This is a genomic window from Parasedimentitalea psychrophila (assembly GCF_030285785.1).
In the GTDB taxonomy this organism is placed as follows: domain Bacteria; phylum Pseudomonadota; class Alphaproteobacteria; order Rhodobacterales; family Rhodobacteraceae; genus Parasedimentitalea; species Parasedimentitalea psychrophila.
In genome coordinates this window covers 1,574,999-1,593,679 of sequence record NZ_CP127247.1, presented here as the reverse complement: position 1 = coordinate 1,593,679, position 18,681 = coordinate 1,574,999, and the positions used below count along the sequence as shown (strand labels likewise).

15 protein-coding genes, 1 tRNA gene and 3 pseudogenes are annotated in these 18,681 nt (G+C 55.8%); 7 read left to right on the top strand and 12 right to left on the bottom strand.

The annotated features are described in order from the left end of the window. The first annotated feature begins 2 nt into the window (after positions 1-2). Positions 3-1,481 carry a heme biosynthesis protein HemY gene (locus QPJ95_RS07680; protein WP_270917225.1) on the top strand — a complete coding sequence of 493 codons (1,479 nt, stop codon included), beginning with the start codon at positions 3-5 and terminating at the stop codon, positions 1,479-1,481. A 66-nt stretch (positions 1,482-1,547) separates the two neighbouring features. On the opposite strand, the pseudogene QPJ95_RS07675 reads toward QPJ95_RS07680, so the two are convergent. Beyond that, positions 1,548-1,803, bottom strand: a pseudogene (locus QPJ95_RS07675) (IS30 family transposase); the annotation flags it as partial. Between the two features lie 451 nt (positions 1,804-2,254). On the opposite strand from QPJ95_RS07675, the gene QPJ95_RS24440 reads away from it, so the two are divergent. Beyond that, positions 2,255-3,091, top strand: coding sequence for an IS110 family transposase (locus tag QPJ95_RS24440; protein ID WP_449301437.1), 837 nt, complete (start codon positions 2,255-2,257; stop codon positions 3,089-3,091). Positions 3,092-3,548: 457 nt separating this feature from the next. On the opposite strand, the pseudogene QPJ95_RS24435 reads toward QPJ95_RS24440, so the two are convergent. Further along, positions 3,549-3,992 (bottom strand): annotated as a pseudogene (locus tag QPJ95_RS24435) (transposase); the annotation flags it as partial. Positions 3,993-4,067: 75 nt separating this feature from the next. Between QPJ95_RS24435 and QPJ95_RS07645 the strand changes: the two are divergent. Beyond that, on the top strand, positions 4,068-5,069 hold the full coding sequence (locus QPJ95_RS07645) for an IS30 family transposase (RefSeq protein WP_286018192.1): 1,002 nt from the start codon (positions 4,068-4,070) through the stop codon (positions 5,067-5,069). A 43-nt stretch (positions 5,070-5,112) separates the two neighbouring features. Here the strand turns inward: QPJ95_RS07645 and QPJ95_RS24430 are convergent. The 7 genes and pseudogenes from QPJ95_RS24430 to QPJ95_RS07615 form a co-directional block, all read right to left on the bottom strand. Next, positions 5,113-5,316: pseudogene (locus QPJ95_RS24430) on the bottom strand (IS30 family transposase); the annotation flags it as partial. Between the two features lie 283 nt (positions 5,317-5,599). Next, complete coding sequence (locus QPJ95_RS07640) at positions 5,600-6,703, bottom strand: flagellar basal body P-ring protein FlgI (protein WP_270920414.1); 1,104 nt, start codon at positions 6,701-6,703, stop codon at positions 5,600-5,602. After that, the gene (locus QPJ95_RS07635; protein WP_270920415.1) at positions 6,700-7,704 is read right to left on the bottom strand and encodes a flagellin; all 1,005 of its coding nucleotides are present in this window, start codon (positions 7,702-7,704) and stop codon (positions 6,700-6,702) included. The genes QPJ95_RS07640 and QPJ95_RS07635 overlap by 4 nt, the downstream gene beginning before the upstream one ends. Positions 7,705-7,707: 3 nt before the next feature. Beyond that, positions 7,708-9,153, bottom strand: a complete 1,446-nt coding sequence (flgK, locus tag QPJ95_RS07630) for a flagellar hook-associated protein FlgK (RefSeq protein WP_270920416.1) — start codon at positions 9,151-9,153, stop codon at positions 7,708-7,710. 42 nt (positions 9,154-9,195) lie between these two features. After that, the gene (locus QPJ95_RS07625; RefSeq protein ID WP_270920417.1) at positions 9,196-10,497 is read right to left on the bottom strand and encodes a flagellar hook protein FlgE; all 1,302 of its coding nucleotides are present in this window, start codon (positions 10,495-10,497) and stop codon (positions 9,196-9,198) included. Between the two features lie 116 nt (positions 10,498-10,613). Next, positions 10,614-11,450 carry a flagellar motor protein MotB gene (locus QPJ95_RS07620; protein WP_270920418.1) on the bottom strand — a complete coding sequence of 279 codons (837 nt, stop codon included), beginning with the start codon at positions 11,448-11,450 and terminating at the stop codon, positions 10,614-10,616. A 265-nt stretch (positions 11,451-11,715) separates the two neighbouring features. After that, the gene (locus QPJ95_RS07615) at positions 11,716-12,165 is read right to left on the bottom strand and encodes an Lrp/AsnC family transcriptional regulator (RefSeq protein ID WP_270920419.1); all 450 of its coding nucleotides are present in this window, start codon (positions 12,163-12,165) and stop codon (positions 11,716-11,718) included. A gap of 168 nt (positions 12,166-12,333) precedes the next feature. Here QPJ95_RS07615 and QPJ95_RS07610 point away from each other — a divergent pair, with 168 nt between their 5' ends. The 4 genes from QPJ95_RS07610 to QPJ95_RS24175 all read left to right on the top strand — a co-directional run bounded on the left by QPJ95_RS07610 (position 12,334) and on the right by QPJ95_RS24175 (position 16,197). Further along, positions 12,334-13,524, top strand: coding sequence for a diaminopropionate ammonia-lyase (locus tag QPJ95_RS07610; RefSeq protein WP_270920420.1), 1,191 nt, complete (start codon positions 12,334-12,336; stop codon positions 13,522-13,524). Then, a complete protein-coding gene (locus tag QPJ95_RS07605; RefSeq protein WP_270920421.1) occupies positions 13,517-14,683 on the top strand; it encodes a M24 family metallopeptidase in 1,167 nt (388 codons plus the stop codon). The genes QPJ95_RS07610 and QPJ95_RS07605 overlap by 8 nt, the downstream gene beginning before the upstream one ends. A 10-nt stretch (positions 14,684-14,693) precedes the next feature. Then, complete coding sequence (locus tag QPJ95_RS07600; RefSeq protein ID WP_270920422.1) at positions 14,694-15,443, top strand: maleate cis-trans isomerase family protein; 750 nt, start codon at positions 14,694-14,696, stop codon at positions 15,441-15,443. 421 nt (positions 15,444-15,864) lie between these two features. After that, positions 15,865-16,197: a PilZ domain-containing protein gene (locus QPJ95_RS24175; RefSeq protein ID WP_390923790.1), complete on the top strand. Its 333-nt coding sequence runs from the start codon at positions 15,865-15,867 to the stop codon at positions 16,195-16,197. 32 nt (positions 16,198-16,229) lie between these two features. On the opposite strand, the gene QPJ95_RS07595 is transcribed toward QPJ95_RS24175, so the two are convergent. From QPJ95_RS07595 to QPJ95_RS07585, 3 genes are all read right to left on the bottom strand, one after another. Then, entirely contained in the window at positions 16,230-17,390 is a 1,161-nt protein-coding gene (locus QPJ95_RS07595) for a DUF6538 domain-containing protein (protein WP_313851670.1), read from the bottom strand. 65 nt (positions 17,391-17,455) lie between these two features. Continuing rightward, positions 17,456-17,531, bottom strand: a tRNA-Thr gene (locus QPJ95_RS07590). Between the two features lie 559 nt (positions 17,532-18,090). Next, entirely contained in the window at positions 18,091-18,612 is a 522-nt protein-coding gene (locus tag QPJ95_RS07585; RefSeq protein ID WP_270920424.1) for a hypothetical protein, read from the bottom strand. Positions 18,613-18,681 lie beyond the last annotated feature (69 nt).

Sequence of the window (18,681 nt, the reverse complement as noted above, 5' to 3'; positions counted from 1 at the left end):
CCATGCTCTGGTCATTGTTGAAAATCCTTGTTTTTGTTGCCCTCATTGCGCTGCTGGCCTTTGGGGCGGGCCTTTTGATGGAAACTGCAGGCGGCGTGCAGATCACTGTCGCGGGTACCGAATTTACCCTTGGAGCTCTGCAATCGGTCATTGCCATGATCGTTTTGGTGGCGCTGGTCTGGCTGTTCCTGAAGCTGTTGTCCCTGTTGATCGCGACATTGAAATTTCTCAACGGGGATGACACCGCCCTGTCGCGCTATTTTGACAAAGGCCGCGAGCGTAAAGGCTATCAGGCGCTGGCTGACGGTTTGCTGGCCCTGGCCTCGGGCGAGGGGCGGCTGGCGATGGCCAAAGCGACCCGAGCCGAGAAGCTGCTTCGAAAGCCTGAATTGACCGACCTGCTCATTGCGCAAGCTGCTGACATGTCGGGTGACACCAAAAAAGCGGCCGAGGTCTACAAACGGCTGGTTACCAATCCGTCCAGCCGCTTTGTCGGAGTGCGTGGCATCATGAAACAAAAACTGTCCGAAGGTGATACAGACACAGCCCGCAAGCTGGCGGAAAAGGCGCTGGCATTGCGTCCCAAACATGAAGAAGTGCAGGACATATTGTTGAAACTGCAGGCGCAGGCACAGGATTGGACCGGCGCGCGGGGGACCTTGTCGACCAAGCTTAAGACCGGGACCTTGCCACGGGATGTGTTCAAGCGCCGGGATGCGGTGCTGGCCTTGTCGGCCGCCGGTGCCATCGTCGAAGAGGGCGCTTCGGTGTCGCAACAAGAGCAGGCGATCGAGGCCAACCGATTGTCACCTGATCTGGTTCCTGCCGCAGCCATGGCCGCAAAAGCCTATATCGCAAAAGGCAAGAAACGAAATGCGTCGCAGATTCTGAAAAAAGCCTGGGCTGTTCAGCCGCATCCGGATCTTGCGCATGCCTTTGCCAGTATCGAACCGCAGGAAACGGCGCAGCAGCGGGTGGTACGTTTTGGACAACTGGCAAAACTACAACCGCGACACGTCGAAACCCGGCTGGTGATGGCTGAACTTCTGATCGTGGCCGAGGATTACCCCGAGGCGCGCCGGGTGTTGGGCGATTTGTATGAGAGCGCACCGGATGCCCGCGCTCTGACCCTGATGGCCGCAATCGAACGTGGTGAAGGATCCTCGGACGCGGTGGTTCAGGGCTGGTTGGCGCGGGCGCTGAATGCGCCGCGCGGGCCGCAATGGCTGTGTGACAGCTGCCACCACATTCATGCTGAATGGGCGCCGGTTTGTGAACATTGCTCTAGCTTTGACACATTGTCCTGGGCAACGCCGCAAACGCGCGAGATTTCCAGCGCAACCGGCGTGCGCATGTTGCCGCTGATCATTGGATCTCTGCAGCAGGCACAGGCAACCGAAGAGGGTATCGAAGAGGTCGAACTGGAGAGGCCCGGAGCCGGATCTGCGGAGGCTGTCATTGGTGAAAAGAGCGCCCAATAGATCGTCTCTCTTCTCGGCGGCGCGACCGGTGTTAAGAGCGCGCCGCCCCAAGGTATTCCGCGGGCGGCTATTCTCATTGGTCCCAGACTGCCAGGGGCAGCTGGGGTCACAGAAGTAGACATCCATGTGGGTCGCAACTCAGAATTTTTGGTGGGCTGCCAACTCGGTGCCTCTGTCCCATGTCAGGCTTTGCTTTAACGGATCAGGCAGGTTGACCATCTGACGCGCCAAGGCAGAAACCACGTGATCCGTTTTCTTACCATCCAACTTTACGAGGATTGGCCAGCCGTGTCTGGCGTTCAACAATCGTTGCGATATAGCTCAAGGGTTTTCTTGAACGGTTTGAACATGAGATCGGGTACGGTCATGTGTCCGTTGACCGGCAGGTGATTGTAAAACAATCACTGAGAGGGGGCCTTAGTTTGCGACGCCATGGCGTTGGCAATCTGCGTGATCTGAGGGCAAAACACCACGCTCCAAACACAGCAGCCAACGCGCGCCGCTTCCTGCGCGACCTGGAACGGGCCCAGACCGGGAAACATCAGTTCGACAGGCTCTGCGCGGAACTGGACATCGAGCACCGCCTGACCCCACCAAGACCATCCCAATCCAAGGGCATGGTTGAGAGGTTCCCCTCTTGTCTTATGTTTATCCCGGCTCTCATGTGAAGGTGGAGCCACTGCCCGGCAGAGGTTTGCGGGCAAACCGCGAGAGGGATGAACGGATACATGGGCTTTGGGCCCGCATGACAAGACGAGGTAAGGAAAAGATGCATCAATGATACCATCAGAATCGACATTTCTAAAGATACGCTGCACGCATTTTGGCTCTCGAAGCGCCAGCACAAACAATTCTCCAACACCAAGGCGGGCTTGAAAATTCTCATCCTCTGGGTCCAACAGGCGACAGTGTCATTGGTCGTTTTTGAGGCTGAGGTGGGCAATGAATTGATCCGGGGGATCAATTTCCCAGCGAACGGTGTCTACCACCGGTTGCTTGAAACCAGTCTTGCAGCGCATGATTTTGCTTCTGCACGGGTCAATCCGCGCCAGGCGCGACGGTTCGCCGAGGGGGCCGGTAGTTTAGCCAAAACGGACCGAGTTGAAGCGGCAATGTTGGCCCGGATGGGGTCTCTTCTGGAGTTGAAAGCCGATAACTCAAAAAGCGAAACCCTGCATGATCTCAAAGAGATGCAAACCGCTCGGCAGACTTTGATCAAAGACCGAACGGCCGCAAGTGCACGGTTGAAAACCGCAATACACCCGCTGATGAAAAATCAATCCGCCCTGCGCTTGCGCCAGGTTGAACTCGACCTCGCACAGATCGACGCCACAATTAAAACGATCATCACTGCTGACAAAATACTCTCTGAAAAGGCAGACATTCTCATCAGCATGCCCCGGCATTGCAACGATAACTGCCTTTGCGATGCTGATCGAAATGCCCGAACTGGGCTGCTTGAGCAGAAAGCAAACCGCGAGTCTGGCAGGTCTTGCACCAATCTCACGCCAATCCGCTTCTCGGTGATGCAAGCATCACCTGCCAGCCAAGGGGCAAATGGCAGGGCAAAGAGCGTATCCAGGGCGGGTGAGCCGGTTTGCGAAGGGTGATCTATTTGCCTGCCGTTGTCGCCACCCGTTTCAACCCGAATATGAAGGCCAAATACCATCAGCTGATTGCTAACGGTAAATGTAAGAAACTGGCTATCACAGCGGCCATGCGCAAGCTCGTGGTCATGGCGATTGCTTTGTTGCGTGACGGCCGGAAATGGACTGAAACACGGACTTGGCCAATACGGATACTCATGCATTTTCTATGCACTGCCGGGCAGTGAATGGTCTTATCGAGGATGTACTTCAAAGCCATCACTTCCGATCTGGCGGGGAACTGGAAAGCACAGTGCATCGCCACGTCTGGCTTTACAGCCAGCAGCTGCCGCACTCAACTTTGAGCAGTAATACGCCCTTATAGACCATGAAAGACTGGCGCAAACTCAAGCCTGGCCTGTTCAAGAAACAGCCATACTACTTGCTGGGATGTGACACCTATCCTATAGGCTTTCTGGCCGTCTCGAATGGATATCCCTCCAACGATTTGCTGACCTGACCCGGGTTTATGGCCTCTTGCACGCCTAAATTTACGCCTGCTTCTTACGTGGTTGCGTAGCTCCTTACGCAGCAGGCCGCGCGTTTGAATAAATTAGATCATTTCATGCGACACGCGCAGGCCTTCATCACCAGGGTATGTCAGCTTAAGCCAACCTGAGATTTGTTCGGGCGACCAATCATCGCAAAGTTTGGCATCAACGAGGTCCTTCAGCTCCGCATTTTGTCCGAACAGAAACGGCCTGGGTCTCTTGGCCCGCTTCCAAGCTGCTTTATCAGCCACAGTCACAGGGTCTCTGCGGCGACTGCCGTTTTTGTTGATCTCGCGGCAAATGGTCGAAGGGTTACGGTATAATGCATCCGCCCTAAATCGGAGACTATGCCCTCGCGTTATACGCCGAGAAATTTATTCACGGTGCGCGCTACCCCCAACTGCGACTCTTGTTAGAAAACAGTAGTTTATCTAACAAGAGGAATCGGCATGGGAACCGTTTATAGCCAACTTAGTATCACAGAACGACGCAGAATAGAACGCTGGAGACACGCAAAGGTCCCTGTTGACGAGATGGCACGTGTTTTGAAGCGTTGTCGATCTACGATATTTCGAGAGCTGAAGCGCAACCATTTCTCTGACCCGTGTATGCCGAAGTGTGATGGGTACTACGGTGCTGCTGCCCAGTTGGTGGCGTCCGGGCGGCGTGCGCGAGAACGTAAACTGATCAAGCATCGGGCATTACGTAAGTACGTGGTCGAACGTCTCAAAAACGGTTGGACACCTGAGCAGATCGGCAACCGCATGATTTACGACAACGCAGCACTGCGGGTCTGCCAAGAGACAATCTATCGCTACATCTACTCAAAGGAAGGCCTGAACAAAGAGCTGTGGTGGTATCTTCCAACACACCGCAAATCACGTACACCGCGGCGCGCCAGAAAGCACCTACTCCCGAAATTTAACCGCGATGTCAGCATCTTGTTTCGCCCGGATGATGTGGCCCACCGGCGTCAATTTGGCCACTGGGAAGCAGACTTGATCCTGTTCAAACAGAAGCTTGGGCAGACGAACGTTACTACTCTGGTTGAACGCGTGAGCCGTTTCACGGTGCTGCTGAAGAATCCAAGCAAGCGCACAAAACCGGTCATGGGCAAGATCATCAAGGCGATCAGAGATCTGCCCTTCATGGCCCGTAAATCCATCACCTTTGATCGCGGAACCGAGTTTGTTTCCTGGCCGCATCTGCAAGCCGAGATCGGGACCCTGACGTGGTTTTGTGATCCATCTTCACCCTGGCAGAAAGGCACAGTCGAGAACACCAATCGACGAGCCAGGCGCTGGTTGCCGCGGAAGCGTGACATCCGGTCAATGTCTGACCACGACATCAAGGAAATTAGTGACCGCCTCAACAACACACCCCGCAAATGCCTTGGATGGAAAACGCCGGCCGAAGTCTTCCGCGAAAAGATATTGGAGGAAATGCGATGAGCCCCCTACCCTGAGCTCAACAAGAGTCGCACTTCACATATCGCTCACAACGCTCTTCTAAACCCAGCGTGCGACGGCGCCTTTGCCGGCGGCGAGGTTGAATACCGCCATGATATTGCAAATATGAAAAACCTGTCGCTGTTGGCTTCTCGATCGCGCGTGCAATATCGGCCATCGGCGCGCCACTTTCCTAGTCAAGCCAAATGATCGACTTCTTCTGATCGTCCATTGGTAGCGGTTTTTGCATCAACACAGTCTCCCAAATACTTTGATATTTACTCTGTGCTGCGCTGACCGACTGAATCCATCAGCACAAACTTTAGGGGGGCTTCCCATCGCGCCTTGCGCCGCGTGAGTTTCATCACCATCCACGGCCGCCAAGTTGAGGCAGGACCTCCAAACTTGGCCGCCGCCGCCAGTATCGCTTTTCAATCTGGGCTTGTTCTGCGCCGGGGCGATGGATCAGGGCAACAAAAATCCCCGGCCGTCGTTTTGAAGGCCGGGGTTTATAGCGTTCGATGTGATCTGCGTCAGCGGACGATAAACTCGGCATGCAGCGCGCCTGCAGCCTTCAGGCTCTTGAGAATATCAATCATATCACGCGGCGATACGCCCAGTGCATTCAGACCGGCCACAACTTCGGATAGCGAGGCGGTCTCGGGCACTTCGGCCAATTGAATGCCCTCTTCTTCGTCGATCGACACCCCAGTGCGTGGGACCACCACGGTTTCACCATCCGAAAAGGGATTGGGCTGCACCACCAGTGGCGATTCTTCGATCCGAAGCGTCAGGTTGCCCTGCGCCACAGCCACCCGGGAAATACGAACATCACTGCCCATAACAATCGTCCCTGACCGTTGATCCACCACCACCCGTGCTTTGCGCTCGGGTTCAATCAGGATGTTCTCGATCCGGCCAATGGCATGAGCGGTTGACCGGGTATTGGTGCGTGTAACGTCAATTTCGACCGTTCCGGAATCGCGCATCAGCGCCACGTCTGAGTTGAATTCTCGGTTAATGGCCTGTTCAATTCGCCCGGCAGTGGTGAAATCAGGATCACGCAACCCCAGTCGCATTGTGGTGAGCGACGTCAGGTCGAATTCGATTTCGCGTTCGACGCGGGCGCCTGATGGAATACCACCCGAGGTCGGAACCCCTTGGGTAACCGAGGCCCCGTCTCCTTCGGCGACAGCCCCGCCGGCCAGAATAGTGCCCTGGGCCACCGCGTAGATCTGCCCATCGGCCGCATTCATCGGCGTCATGATCAGGGTACCACCCAGCAAGCTTTTGGAATCCCCAATGGCCGAAACTGTCACGTCAATCTGTGCGCCAACCCGTGCAAAAGGTGGCAGGCTGGCGGTCACAAAAACCGCTGCGACGTTTTTGGGTCGAAACTGTTCACCGGTTACGTTGACACCAAGCCGTTCCAGAATGTTGGACATGATTTCTTCGGTAAAGGGCGAGTTGCGCAAGCCATCTCCGGTCCCGTTCAGCCCGACCACCAGACCATATCCGACCAGGTCATTGCCGCGCACCCCGTCGAACTCCACCAGATCCTTCAATCGGATTGCGGAGGCCTGCAGCATCGTCGGAAGCATCAGGCAGGTCAGTAGAATACGAATATATGTCATCATATGTATTTCAACAAAGACAGTTGGGAAGAACGCGCGGTCACTGTGTACAGGGCTTCCAACTGGAATTGCGTTTCCTCCAAACGGGTTGCGGTTTCAAACGGATCAGCCTGGGTCAGCTCGTTCCGCGTCAGGCTCAGGCTGGTGGCGGCAGCCGCATTTCGCACCGCGGCCTCTTCGATCCGGGCTTCTGTAAAGCCAAGATCCGCCTGCACGCTGATCATCCGGTTGCGCGTACTTAACAACTCGTTGCCCGTGCCTGATATCAGATCGCTTTTAATTTTTGTCGAGAGAGTCAGGCCAGCCTCCGTTGCCAAAGCGCCGATGGCAAAGCTCTGCATGGCCTGCTTGAAGTTCTCGTCGTCCGCCCGCAGCGCAATATTGACCTGCTCATTGGGACCGATATTGACCGCACCCATCGAGGTCGTGGAGCCTTGATACATCACCGTATCAAACCCGGTCGGATCGGCGAACCAATCCTTCACCGCCTGGGTAATGTCTGCAGCGGTGGTCAGACCTGAAACCTCTGTCACCAGTGTCGACATCAGCGTGTCAACATCCGCCAGTGGCACACTGGTGGTCGCGGTTCCGGCAAACAGGCTGCGCCCGGCAACTTGCCCGTTCAGAGATCGGATTGTTTCTTCGAGATAAAGCCGCGATTGACTGGACAACAGATTGGTATTGTTTTCGCTGGTGGTACCGGTTGTGGCCAGAATGTCAGTGCTGAGAGAACTTGCGTTATCGTCGATTTTGGCAATCAACATTTGAGCTGATGAGGCGAACAAACCGGATTCTGTTGTGGCGACCTCAAATGATTCCAGGCGCGATAAGTTGCGATCGATATCCAGCAGATAGGTAAAGTCACCGCCAAGCGTCTTGCTTAGATCTGAGGCTTGGCCGGTGCTCAGCTCTACTGTTAATGTGGCCAAGCTTTCTTTCAGTTCAGCGGTACGGCTGCGCAGAAAAACACTATGTGCCATGTCTCCAAAAGACGTGATATTCATCTATTATATCCTCAAAAGGGTATTCATGAGTTCATCGACGACCGTCATCACCTTGGCATTGGCGGCATAGGCCTGTTCGATCAACATGAGGTTTTGCAACTCTTGATCGGTGTCCACAGCCTGAGCCAATTCCATTTGGTTCATCGCAGCGTAACTGGCCGATGCAAAGCTGAGCGCCTGATCAGCAGCAATGCCAGTTTGGCTGAAATGCGACAACAGGTTGGCGCTCAGCCCTGCCGCCGTAACGGTCGTAGACCCCAGACCGGCAGACGAAACGTTGCGCATGGTTGCAAGCGCATCCGTGTAGCCCTGCAACAGGCTGGCGTCGCCGGCGTTGCCGGGCGCCGCAGCATTCAAACCATCCCGCAGCCGCCAGGTTTCACCGTCACCATCCATAGATACGGTTTCATTCAGCACCAGACGATTGGCGATTCCAACTGTATTTGCGGGATCAAAATAGTTCCCGGCATCCGTGAACAAGCCAGGATCAGTGGCCCCCAGGGTGGCGTCCAGAGAGGTATCCTGGAACCGTTGGATAAGATCGGCTGCCATCGCATCAAGGTCGTCCTGAGCCTCAACTGAAATGGTGTCACGAACCTCAAAATGTGCGGCCAGAGAGCCGCCTTTGATGGCCCCGCCTGGCCCCGTATCAATCGGGATGCCGTTGATCTGCAGACCGGACAACAACCCATTGTCCTGCGTCATATGTGGCATCGTATCGGGCACGCTGTCAAAGCTCAGCTCAGCCGCTTTGCCATCCAGCAGAATGGCCCCCCCTTCGGAGAACAATGCGACCTGGCCGTTATCTCGCTGAATCACATTGACCGGAATGATCTCGTTGATTGCGTCAAGCACCTGCGCTCGCTGATCCTGCAGTGCAGCAGTATCCATGCCGCCAGCCTGTGACACCATGATGCGGGCATTCAGTTTCTCAACGTCTTTCAATGCCTGATTGACGATATCCACCTGGGTATCAATTGATCGCTCAGCAGCCGTTCGAGTGTCGCGCAATCCTTCAGCCGCCAGGGAAATAGTTTCCGAAAGGGCCTCTGCCTGCAGGGAGAGATCGTTGAGCCGTGGCCCGGAATCCGGGCGCGAAACGGCTTCGATCAGGCTGCTTTCAAAATTGGTCAGCCGGGCAGTGATCGAAAAAGGATCAGAGACAGTGCCGATCAAGGCTGACATTTTGGTGTAGAAGTCAGACTTCACCTGAGTGTTGCCCAGTTCTGCCTCAGTGCTCCGGCGACTCGATTGAATCGCCGGGTCGATATTTCGATTGATACCAACGATCTGGACGCCAACGGTGGACGCATTGCTGGTAAGTGTCAGAGTGCGTTTTGCGTAGCCTGGGGTCAGTGCGTTGGCCAGGTTTTCCGATACCACTGACGACGCGTAGCCGGCTGCGGTCAAGCCGGTCATAGCGGTATTGAAGGCGGAGGTGAGAGACATGGTAAGCCTTTCTATAAATCCAGATCGTTAAATATCAGGCTATTAGCGCTTGATGTTGGTTGTTTCCTGCAACATCTCATCCACGGTTTGGATGATTTTGGCACTTGACGAATAGGCCCGCTGAGTCTGGATCATATTGGTCAACTCGGTTGCTACATCCGTCGTGGATTCCTCACGGGCATAGCCCACAACATCGCCGGTCGGGCCGTCACCTGCATCCCACAGATAAATTGCACCGCTCGTATCCGAGGGCATATAAGTCTGCGAATCCAACGCAATCATTCCATTGGGGTTCGCCATGTCAACCAAGGGAACCTGGTAAACGACGCGGGTCGCACCGTTATCATAACTGGCCGTGACCATGCCATCTATGCCGACTTCGACACCAGTGAATGTACCGACAGGTGACCCGTCTTTGGTGACGCCTGACATGTTAAAGTCATCTGCAAGCTGAGTGAGGCCAGCACTGCTGCCCAGTTCACCGACATTGACCTCGATCGGGCCACCGGCGACATTGACAATCACCGATCCAGTCGCGGCATCATAGGCGCCACCTGAAACCATGGCAACCGAGGCCAGCGCACCACCCGCTGTGCGGCTATCCGTGAATGTTAAAGTGTATTCGCCAATAACCGCGCCCCCAGAGGCGGAATCTGTCAGTACCATTGTCCATTCATTGGATGAGCCAGCACCAGGTACAGTAGGGGTAAATTCCACTTGGATATTCTCAGAATTTCCAAGGTTGTCGTAATATTCAATCGGCAAGTTTTCGATGTCGCCGGCCGCCCCGGAAATGGTCGACGCCGCAGGCAGGTTGACACCCAGATCAACCGAAGTGGTCGGTTCGCCAGTCAACTGGGTCGTGTTGAACTGAATTGCTTCCAGACTAGAAGAACTGCCCCGAGAATAGGAGGGAATGGTTCCATCGGGTAGCGCAGGCCAACCCAACAGGACCAGGCCAGTTTCAGTTGTCAGCATGCCATCTGCGTTGGTGCTGAAAGACCCCGTGGTTGTCAGCATCATGTTCAGACCAACGTTATCGGCCTCAACGTCCGTGAGCGAGGCCACCGGCAACATGCCACGGCCACGGACCGCCAGATCCGTCGAATTACTGGTGGATATCAACGACCCACGCTCGTCGATCATGCGTGTGGTGGTGGTTGCTACCCCACCAGCAGTATAAGTGCCGCCATTCGTCGAAATCACCATGGAGTGAAAATCGGTCTGCACCCGCTTATAACCAGCGGTCGACGAATTTGCGATGTTGTCGGAGATCGAGGCCAGGCGGCTGGCATTCGCGGAAAGCCCGGCTACGCCGGCATTCAGCGAGGAAGATAAAGTCATAAGATACGCCTTTCTGCTGCATCAAATCATTCTTGACGCTACAGGTACCGCATCGGCCATTAACGGGCGGATAACAGATAAAATTCGATCTATCTCTTAGCCGCCCATTCTTTGTTTTACTGTCGTAAAAGTATGATTTCGACCCGGTTGTTTCGCTTTGCCATCGGGTCTGACACCGACAGATTGCGATCCGCATGCCCGGTCACCCGATGAATTCGCGCCGGTTTCATGCCACCCGATTCGAGGAGACGCCGCGTGGCGTCAGCCCGGGAGCTCGACAGTTCCCACACCGGATTATTCGCCAGAACAACCGGGTGTGACCGGATAAACCCGCTTATCGCGACGTTGTTGCTGACCACGTCGGTCACCCGCGCCACCATCCGCATCAGATCGCGCAAAAGCGCTGTCGGCGTTTCTTTGCCCTCTTCAAACAACGGCGCATTTTCGGTGGCGAACATCTCGATGATCAGCCCTTCGTCAGTGACGCGGGTTACAATGTGCCTGGCCATCTCGATACTGACCATACTTTCGCCGCCACGCCCTTGAAGAGCCTCTTCGATGGTCTTGAACTCTTCGTTTTCAGCCAGCTCTCTGGCCTGTTGATCCAGCCCGGTCTCTCCGCGTGCCTGCTGCGCATCTACCGGATTGGCGTCTGATGCGCCGGCCCCGCTCTTCGTCATGACATCCTCAGTGAACATGCTGTCGCCATTGAAAGCGCCACTGCCACCACCAGATATCCGACTGATTGGAATCGTCGGCGAGAAGTAGTCCGCAAGACCCTTTCGCTGTTTTTCCGTCGTTGCACTCAAAAGCCACATCAACATGAAGAAGGCCATCATCGCGGTCACAAAGTCAGCATAAGCCACTTTCCATGCACCGCCGTGGTGGCCACCGCCACTTACGACTTTTTTCCTCTTGATGATAATGGGCGCTACACCGTTTTGTGCGCTCATGATCCACCACCTTTTTCTACCCAATACCGGGATAGCAGTGTGATCATTAAACATGCCTTAACAGATAAATTTGCCGGCAGTTAAGGCAGGTAAATGGGGGCATTATTGGCTTTTCCACCCAATTGTCGCCCGAAATTCCACGCCCAATGAGAGAGTTGCCAAATTTTGAATTAATCACCCGCTAAAGCGTTAAGGAAACCGATACCTGTTGCTTGAGGTTTCGGAGATTTCGCCCTGTCCCGGATCAACCACGCGTCAACGGGGGTCACAGAACATCCAGCGACGTCTTGACCCGATCCATCACAATCGACGTCTTGAACCGGCTGATATTGGATTCATCAAAGAAATACGCCTGGGTGAACGCCTCGTACTCTTGGATATCACGGACCACCAGGATCAACATAAAATCCGCCTCTCCGGTGGTATAGTAACATTGCTGTACGCAGGGCGCGTTGCGCATCTTGCGCTTAAAGCTATCCAGATGCGCCCGGTTTTCCCGCTCAAGTATCACCTCAACGAGAATGGTCATCTCCCGCCCCAACTTGGCTGGCGACAACACCGCAATTTCCTTTTCAATCACCCCGGTCTCGCGCAGCTTCTTGAGCCGCTTTTGCACCGCCGCTGGCGACAGCCCTATATCCTGACCAATGGTTTCGGCGGTCAAACGGGCGTTGCCCTGAACCAGGCGGAGAATTTTCAGGTCATTGTCATCCATGGTCCGAAATTCATCGAAATTTTGCCGCTCCGCAATATAAATCGTCACCGATTTCCACAACAACAACTGCGAAAATCAATCTACCTTGGTAAACTGACCGCGACCATGAAGCGAACCCGTCAAGACCGCGTCAAGATGGGGCCTTCCCTCTATTGTAAGGACAAAATGATGGACCTGTTTGCCAAGGCCGAAATCCGCCATACCAAGGGAACGTCACCTGTGGCGACAACCGCCAATCAGCTGCTGTCCGAACAGGATTTTGAGCAGGCCTGGGCGGAAATCACCGCATGGGACGGATATGCCGCGACGCCGCTGGTTGATCTGGGCGCATTGGCCGACAGCCTGACCATTGCCAAAGTCCTGTATAAACACGAGGGGCCTCGGTTTGGGCTGGGCAGCTTCAAGGCGCTTGGCGCTGCTTATGCAGCTTTGCGGGTTCTGCAACGGCAAGTCTCGCGCCGGACCGGACAGCAGGTCAGTCTCAGCTCTATCCGCAGTGGCGAACACGCTGAAATCTGTTCTGAGATCACCTTGGTCTCTGCAACCGATGGCAATCACGGTCGCTCGCTCGCCTGGGGCTGTCAGCGGTTTGGGGTGCCTTGTCGGATATATATTCATGCCGAGGTCAGCGAAGGCCGGGCCCAGGCCATGCGAGACCTGGGCGCCAAAGTGATCCGGATTGATGGCGATTATGACGATTCGGTTGCCCTGGCCCGTGACGAGGCCGAGCAACAGGGCTGGTTTGTCGTCTCGGACACCTCTTGGCCCGGCTATACCGACCCACCCCGCGATGTGATGGCCGGTTATGGCGTGATGACGCGTGAGATCTGCGAGGCCCTGGATCAGGCTCCGACCCATATTTTCCTGCAAGGCGGCGTTGGCGGATTGGCCGCCTCAGTCGCCGCTGCATTGCGACAGTATTGGCAGCAGGGTGCACCCCGTGTGGTGGTGGTCGAGCCGGACCTGGCCGCCTGCCTCTATGAAAGCGCGCGCGCTGGCCGCGCAACCACTGTGACAATCTCTGAGGAAACCATAATGGCCGGCCTGTCCTGCGGTGAGCCATCAGAGATGGCCTGGGAGATCCTGGAGCAGGAAGCCAGCGATTTTATCACCATCCCCGATTCCATCGTCGCCCCGACAGTGCGCCTATTGGCCCGCCCACAAGGCACTGATCCGGTGGTCGAAGCTGGCGAAAGCGCGGTTGCTGGTCTGGCCGCATTAATCGCCGCGCGGCAAGACCCTGAACTGTCAGACAGATTGGGATTGAACGCCCAGTCGCGGGTCTTGCTGATCGGCTCTGAGGGGGTCACCGATCGCGAAATATTCGCTCAGATCATGGCGGAAAACGATGATGTCTAACAGCCCACCCCGGGGGTTCCCGCCCGAAGAATTTGAGGCCCGCACCGCCAAAGTGCAGGCCGAGATGGACCAGGCGGGCCTGTCCGGGCTGCTGCTGATGACAGAGGCCGAAGTGCGCTATTTCAGTGGCTTCCACACGTTGTTCTGGCAAAGCCCGACCCGTCCCTGGTTCCTGTTCATCCCAGCTCAGGGCAAACCCATCGCCGTCATCCCTGAAATCGGCGCCCTGCTGATGCGGCAAACCTGGATCGACGATATCCGCACCTGGCCTGCGCCGAACCCAGGTGATGATGGCATCAGCCTGCTGACCGAACTGCTGTCACCACTGGCCAGCCAGAGTGCCAGTATCGGCGTGCTCAAAGGCCACGAGACCGCATTGCGGATGCCTCTTGGCGACTATGAACACTTGATTGCCGCCCTTCCGGGCCTGCAAATCAAAGACGCCACCGGGCTGGTTCGGTCTCTTCGCATGGTCAAATCACCTCGGGAAATTGAAAAGCTCTCTCATATCTGCGCCATCGGCTCGCGGATCTTTGAGCGGGTGCCAGATTTCGCCAGGGCAGGCACCGCACTGGACGAGGTTTTCCGCGCGTTCCGCCGCGCCGCCCTGGATGTGGGTGCCGATGATGTGCCCTATCTTGTCGGCGGGGCTGATCAGGGCGGCTATCGCGATGTGATTTCACCACCCAGCGCCAGACCTCTACAGGCGGGCGACATTTTGATGCTGGACAGCGGCGCCACTTGGGATGGGTATTTTTGTGACTTTGATCGCAACTTTGCCATCACCCAAGCTGACGATTTATCCCGCCGCGCCTATGACGTGTTGTGGCGCGCCACCGAGGCAGGCCTTGCCGCTGCCCGCCCCGGCACCACCTGCCGCGAGCTGTTTCACACGATGCAATCGGTGATCGCACAAATGGATAGCGCTGGCGGAGACGTTGGCCGGTTGGGGCACGGGCTGGGAATGCAGCTGACGGAATGGCCCTCACACGCGGCATTTGATGACACCGTGATCCAAGAAAACATGGTGCTGACCTTGGAACCTTCGCTAAGCTATGGTGACGGGCGCATCATGGTGCATGAAGAAAACATCGTTATCCGGGCCTCCGGTGCCGAATTGCTGACCAGCCGCGCAGCCCCTGAACTGCCAGTTATCTGAAGGGCAAGGAATGAAACTCGACTATACGACCGACAATGGCATCGGCACCCGTGCGACCCTTGGCACCATCGTTTTGTCGACCGACGAAACACTAGAGCCCGAGTTTGCCCAAATGACCGCGCTGGACGGCGTGGCGCTGTATCACAGCCGAATTCCCATGGTGGACGAGATCAGCGCCGACACCCTGCAGCAAATGGAACAGGACCTTCCCGCCTCGGCCCGGCTGTTGCCAGCATCGCTTGACTTCGATGTGATCGGATATGGCTGCACATCGGCGGCGACCGTAATCGGACAGGCAGGGGTCGCCCGGGCGATCAATTCGGTTTTCCCGCGCGCCAAGGTGACCGACCCACTGACTGCCATCATCGCGGCGGCAAATGCGCTTGGCGCCAAACGGTTGGGGTTTATCACCCCTTATATACCTGACGTATCAATACGCATGCGGCGCAAACTGGAAGAGGCTGGCTTCGAAATCGTTGCTTTTGGCTCATTTGAGGAATCTGACGACCGGGTGGTCGCGCGGATATCTCCGGCGTCGATTGCCGCTGCCATTGATCAGGTTTCTGCGCAGGCCGATTGTGATGCCATTGTCGCAGCCTGCACCAACCTGCGGTGCCTGAAAATCATCGACGCGGCCGAGAGAAAAACTGGGACACAGGTGATTACAAGCAATCAGGCGCTGGCCTGGCACATGCTGCGCCTAGCCGGTATTGCCGAGCAACAAACAGGGTTCGGGACGCTATTCACCCAGCCACTTTAGGCCAAGGATATGACCATTGGGCAGGTCTTGCCGTGAGCTTTCAAAGACGAAGGCTGGTGCCCCAAGACGGAAGTTCTGTTCCCGTTACAGGCACCCACACCGTGGTTTGCATCACCTTTTGTCATGGACGAGGCGAGGCGTAGAACATTTTGGAGATTGCCACCTTCAAACTGCCTTCAATCCAACCAGCGCCACCATGAAAGCACCACTCGAAACCGCAATGCCCAATTGGTACAAGGGCTGACCGTATCCTGAAGAATGCCCAGATACCAATGAGCGGCCTCGCAGATACTTAGAGTCCATCCAGCTTTTTAAAGGGATTGAAGTGAGGGCAGGACATCGGCGGTTGGTAGGAGGAAATTAACGCCAACCGTGGCACCTTGGGAGCAGAGTGAAAACCCGCTTAACAGATAGTCCCGATATGAACCAAAATAAGTCGATATTCCGAAGCCCTACACCGACCGAAATGCGTATCCCACTATGCCTTCCCTGCTCGGTACAACTTCTTGAAGGCAATCTAAGTGCGGAGACATTTAACGTCAGTTATAGCGGTCTGGGCGTAGTCCTTGCGCCGGAGTATCCGGGTTTCACGTGGAAAGCGCTGCAGTCTGTCTCAGTTCAGGGACTCGGTGATTTTGACGTGGCGGTGAAATGGAGAAGAGGAAACCGGCTAGGCTTGAGATTTTGCTCCAAAACGACCGCACGACCCGTACTCAACGCCTATTTCATGCAAACTGGTAACTACCCTGTCTGACTAACTCAGCTGCGGTCAGCATCCTCTCACTGCTAAACTCTCTCCAGCCATTTCCGCAAGACGTGATCCGGGTATCCTTCTCCGTACCCATGGCCGACGCCCTCAGTGTTCCACCCGCCAATCTGATCCACGATATCAGACGGGCATTCGACAGCACGGAGGCGGTCTCGCATGGAGTGGCGAAATCCGTGCATCGTGCAGCCATCAGGCACATAGGCTTTCAGCCACTTGTTCAGACCGGCACTGGCTGAATTGGCATTGGTCTTCGCTGTCTTGTTGTACCGGGGAAAGGCATACTTGCTGCCATCCTCTCGGGCCAGAATACGCTGAGCAGCCCACTTGGCCGACCCGACCAGAGGGACAGTCCGCTTGCTACTATCAGTCTTCAGGCTCCTCCAGGGATGTGGGGTGATCCGTGCCACCAGCCCTCCTTCCTCACCCTCCAAGATATCTTCTCGCAGCAGCCCGGCGGCCTCAGCCAAACGCAGTCCCGTATCGGCGACTATTGCCACGAGCCAGCGCATCTCATCATCGATCTGATGGCATTGCTGCTGAATGGCACGGATCTCCTTGACCGGGATTGGGCTTCTCTCCGCGACCCCGGCACCCCGATCATAGTAGACGTTGGCAAAGGGTGAGGTGATTGACAGCCCCTCCTCCGCCACAGCGAAGTTGAAGACAGCCCGAACTGTCCCGAAGATACGGGTGATGCTGCTGCCAGCCAGTCCTCGCTGGATCAAAGCATCTCGGAAGGCATTTGCATTAGCCTTGGTGTAGTCTGGCAAAGGCTTGTCGCCACAGATGTCGATCACATAGCCACAGGCGCGTTCCGCAGCCCTAAGGAAGGTAGGTGCTTTACCTTTCCCCTTGAGACGCTGATACGTTACGACGGCCTCTGACAGCTTCAAAGCATCACTGGTGACAGGCGGCCCTGACTCTGGCCTGGACAGGCCATGACGCAGCAGATGCTTTCCTGGCAGTTCCGCATCCTGCGACCTCAGGTGATACCAGTACTCGTCCAACTTGCAGGCTGCATTGATCGCCCTAGAGACGGCAACAGATCTCGATCTGGTCCGCAGGGAATAGGCTATCTTCGCTGATGAATAATGAGTCCGCAGATCCACGGGAATCCGCCGGGTGAAGTAATAGATGCCTTCTTTTACAAAGACATGCCGGAAAGAAATGTACTCCAAAATGTACTACGCCTCGCCTCGTCCATGACAAAAGGTGATGCAAAACAAGTTGTTAGGTGATTGCGTGGTGCCCCAAGACGGATTCGAACCGCCGACCTACTATTTACGAAACAGTTGCTCTACCAGCTGAGCTATTGGGGCATTCCGGGCATCCATCTAAACGCTGGTGTTTCTCAGAGCAAGGCGAGATAGGGCGGTTGATAAAAGTACCACATTTGCGCACAATCTTGACTGCGCCAGAGGCGGTCTCCCGGCACTGCGGATTAGATCGCTTGGATCGTGAGCGGCGATGGTGATGGCATCAACCGGCACCTGTGGCAGGCCTTGCCCAGAGGGAACCCACGTTCGGCCGCCATCGCCGGATCGCAAGACACCGGCGGTCGCATGAGAGGCATAGATCAGTCCCAATTGATCTGGGTGGGAGACAGGATCCGTTACTTGTCCAAGGTCAGTACCTGCGTTCTTGTGCCAATTTGCACCACCATTTTCGCTCCGCCATATACCATCTTGAGCCCACAGCAAATTTGACCCGTCAAAAATGCGGCCCGCCCTGACAAAAGCGTGCGGCGGGATATCCCTTTTGGGATCCGGTTTGTCATCGTAAGTCATCCGGATGGAGGCCAGTCGGATCTTGGGATGCAGGTCTGCAAAATCAGAACACCCAAGCGTTGCTGTGGCCGGCCCCCAACAGGGTGCGGACTCATTGGATCAGGGTTGTGGTTCGTGGCGGCGACGGATCGAGCCCCAAGGTTATCCCAGTCTCTAGGCGACCAGACGCGACCCTGGCTGATTGCATGGTGGTTTGGGTCGCACGGAAGATATTATCAGCATTTAGGAAAGAGACTGATGAATGGAAAATTAGCTCGCAGGCACCAGAAGAATTCTCGTCAGAAACGCAACCACCGCAGTCTTCGCCTGAGTTGGCGACACTCATGTCGCTGTTCAGCGTGCCGAGCTCCATCTTTGCGGCCGCGAACAGCTGCGCCACAGGTTGAGTGGCTTTGAGGCCCGTTTGCAGGAGAGATTTGATCTGGACCTGAAGCGTCCCCGGCGGCAACGACGAACCGCCTTGCAGCGTTATGAACGACCGGTTGTCCCGCTCGGGACATTGCTGGCCAATGCGCTGCCGGACAGGAGAGGGATACACCCATATTCCCCGGAACAGCGCTTCATCCGGGATCTGAAGCGGGTGGGGTTGCGATCTGGCAATGCGTTCAACCATTGGCTGGCAGGTGAATGCGCAGCAATCACCGAGAAGTCCGTTTCAGTTCCAGGCTGGCGATGGCCCTCA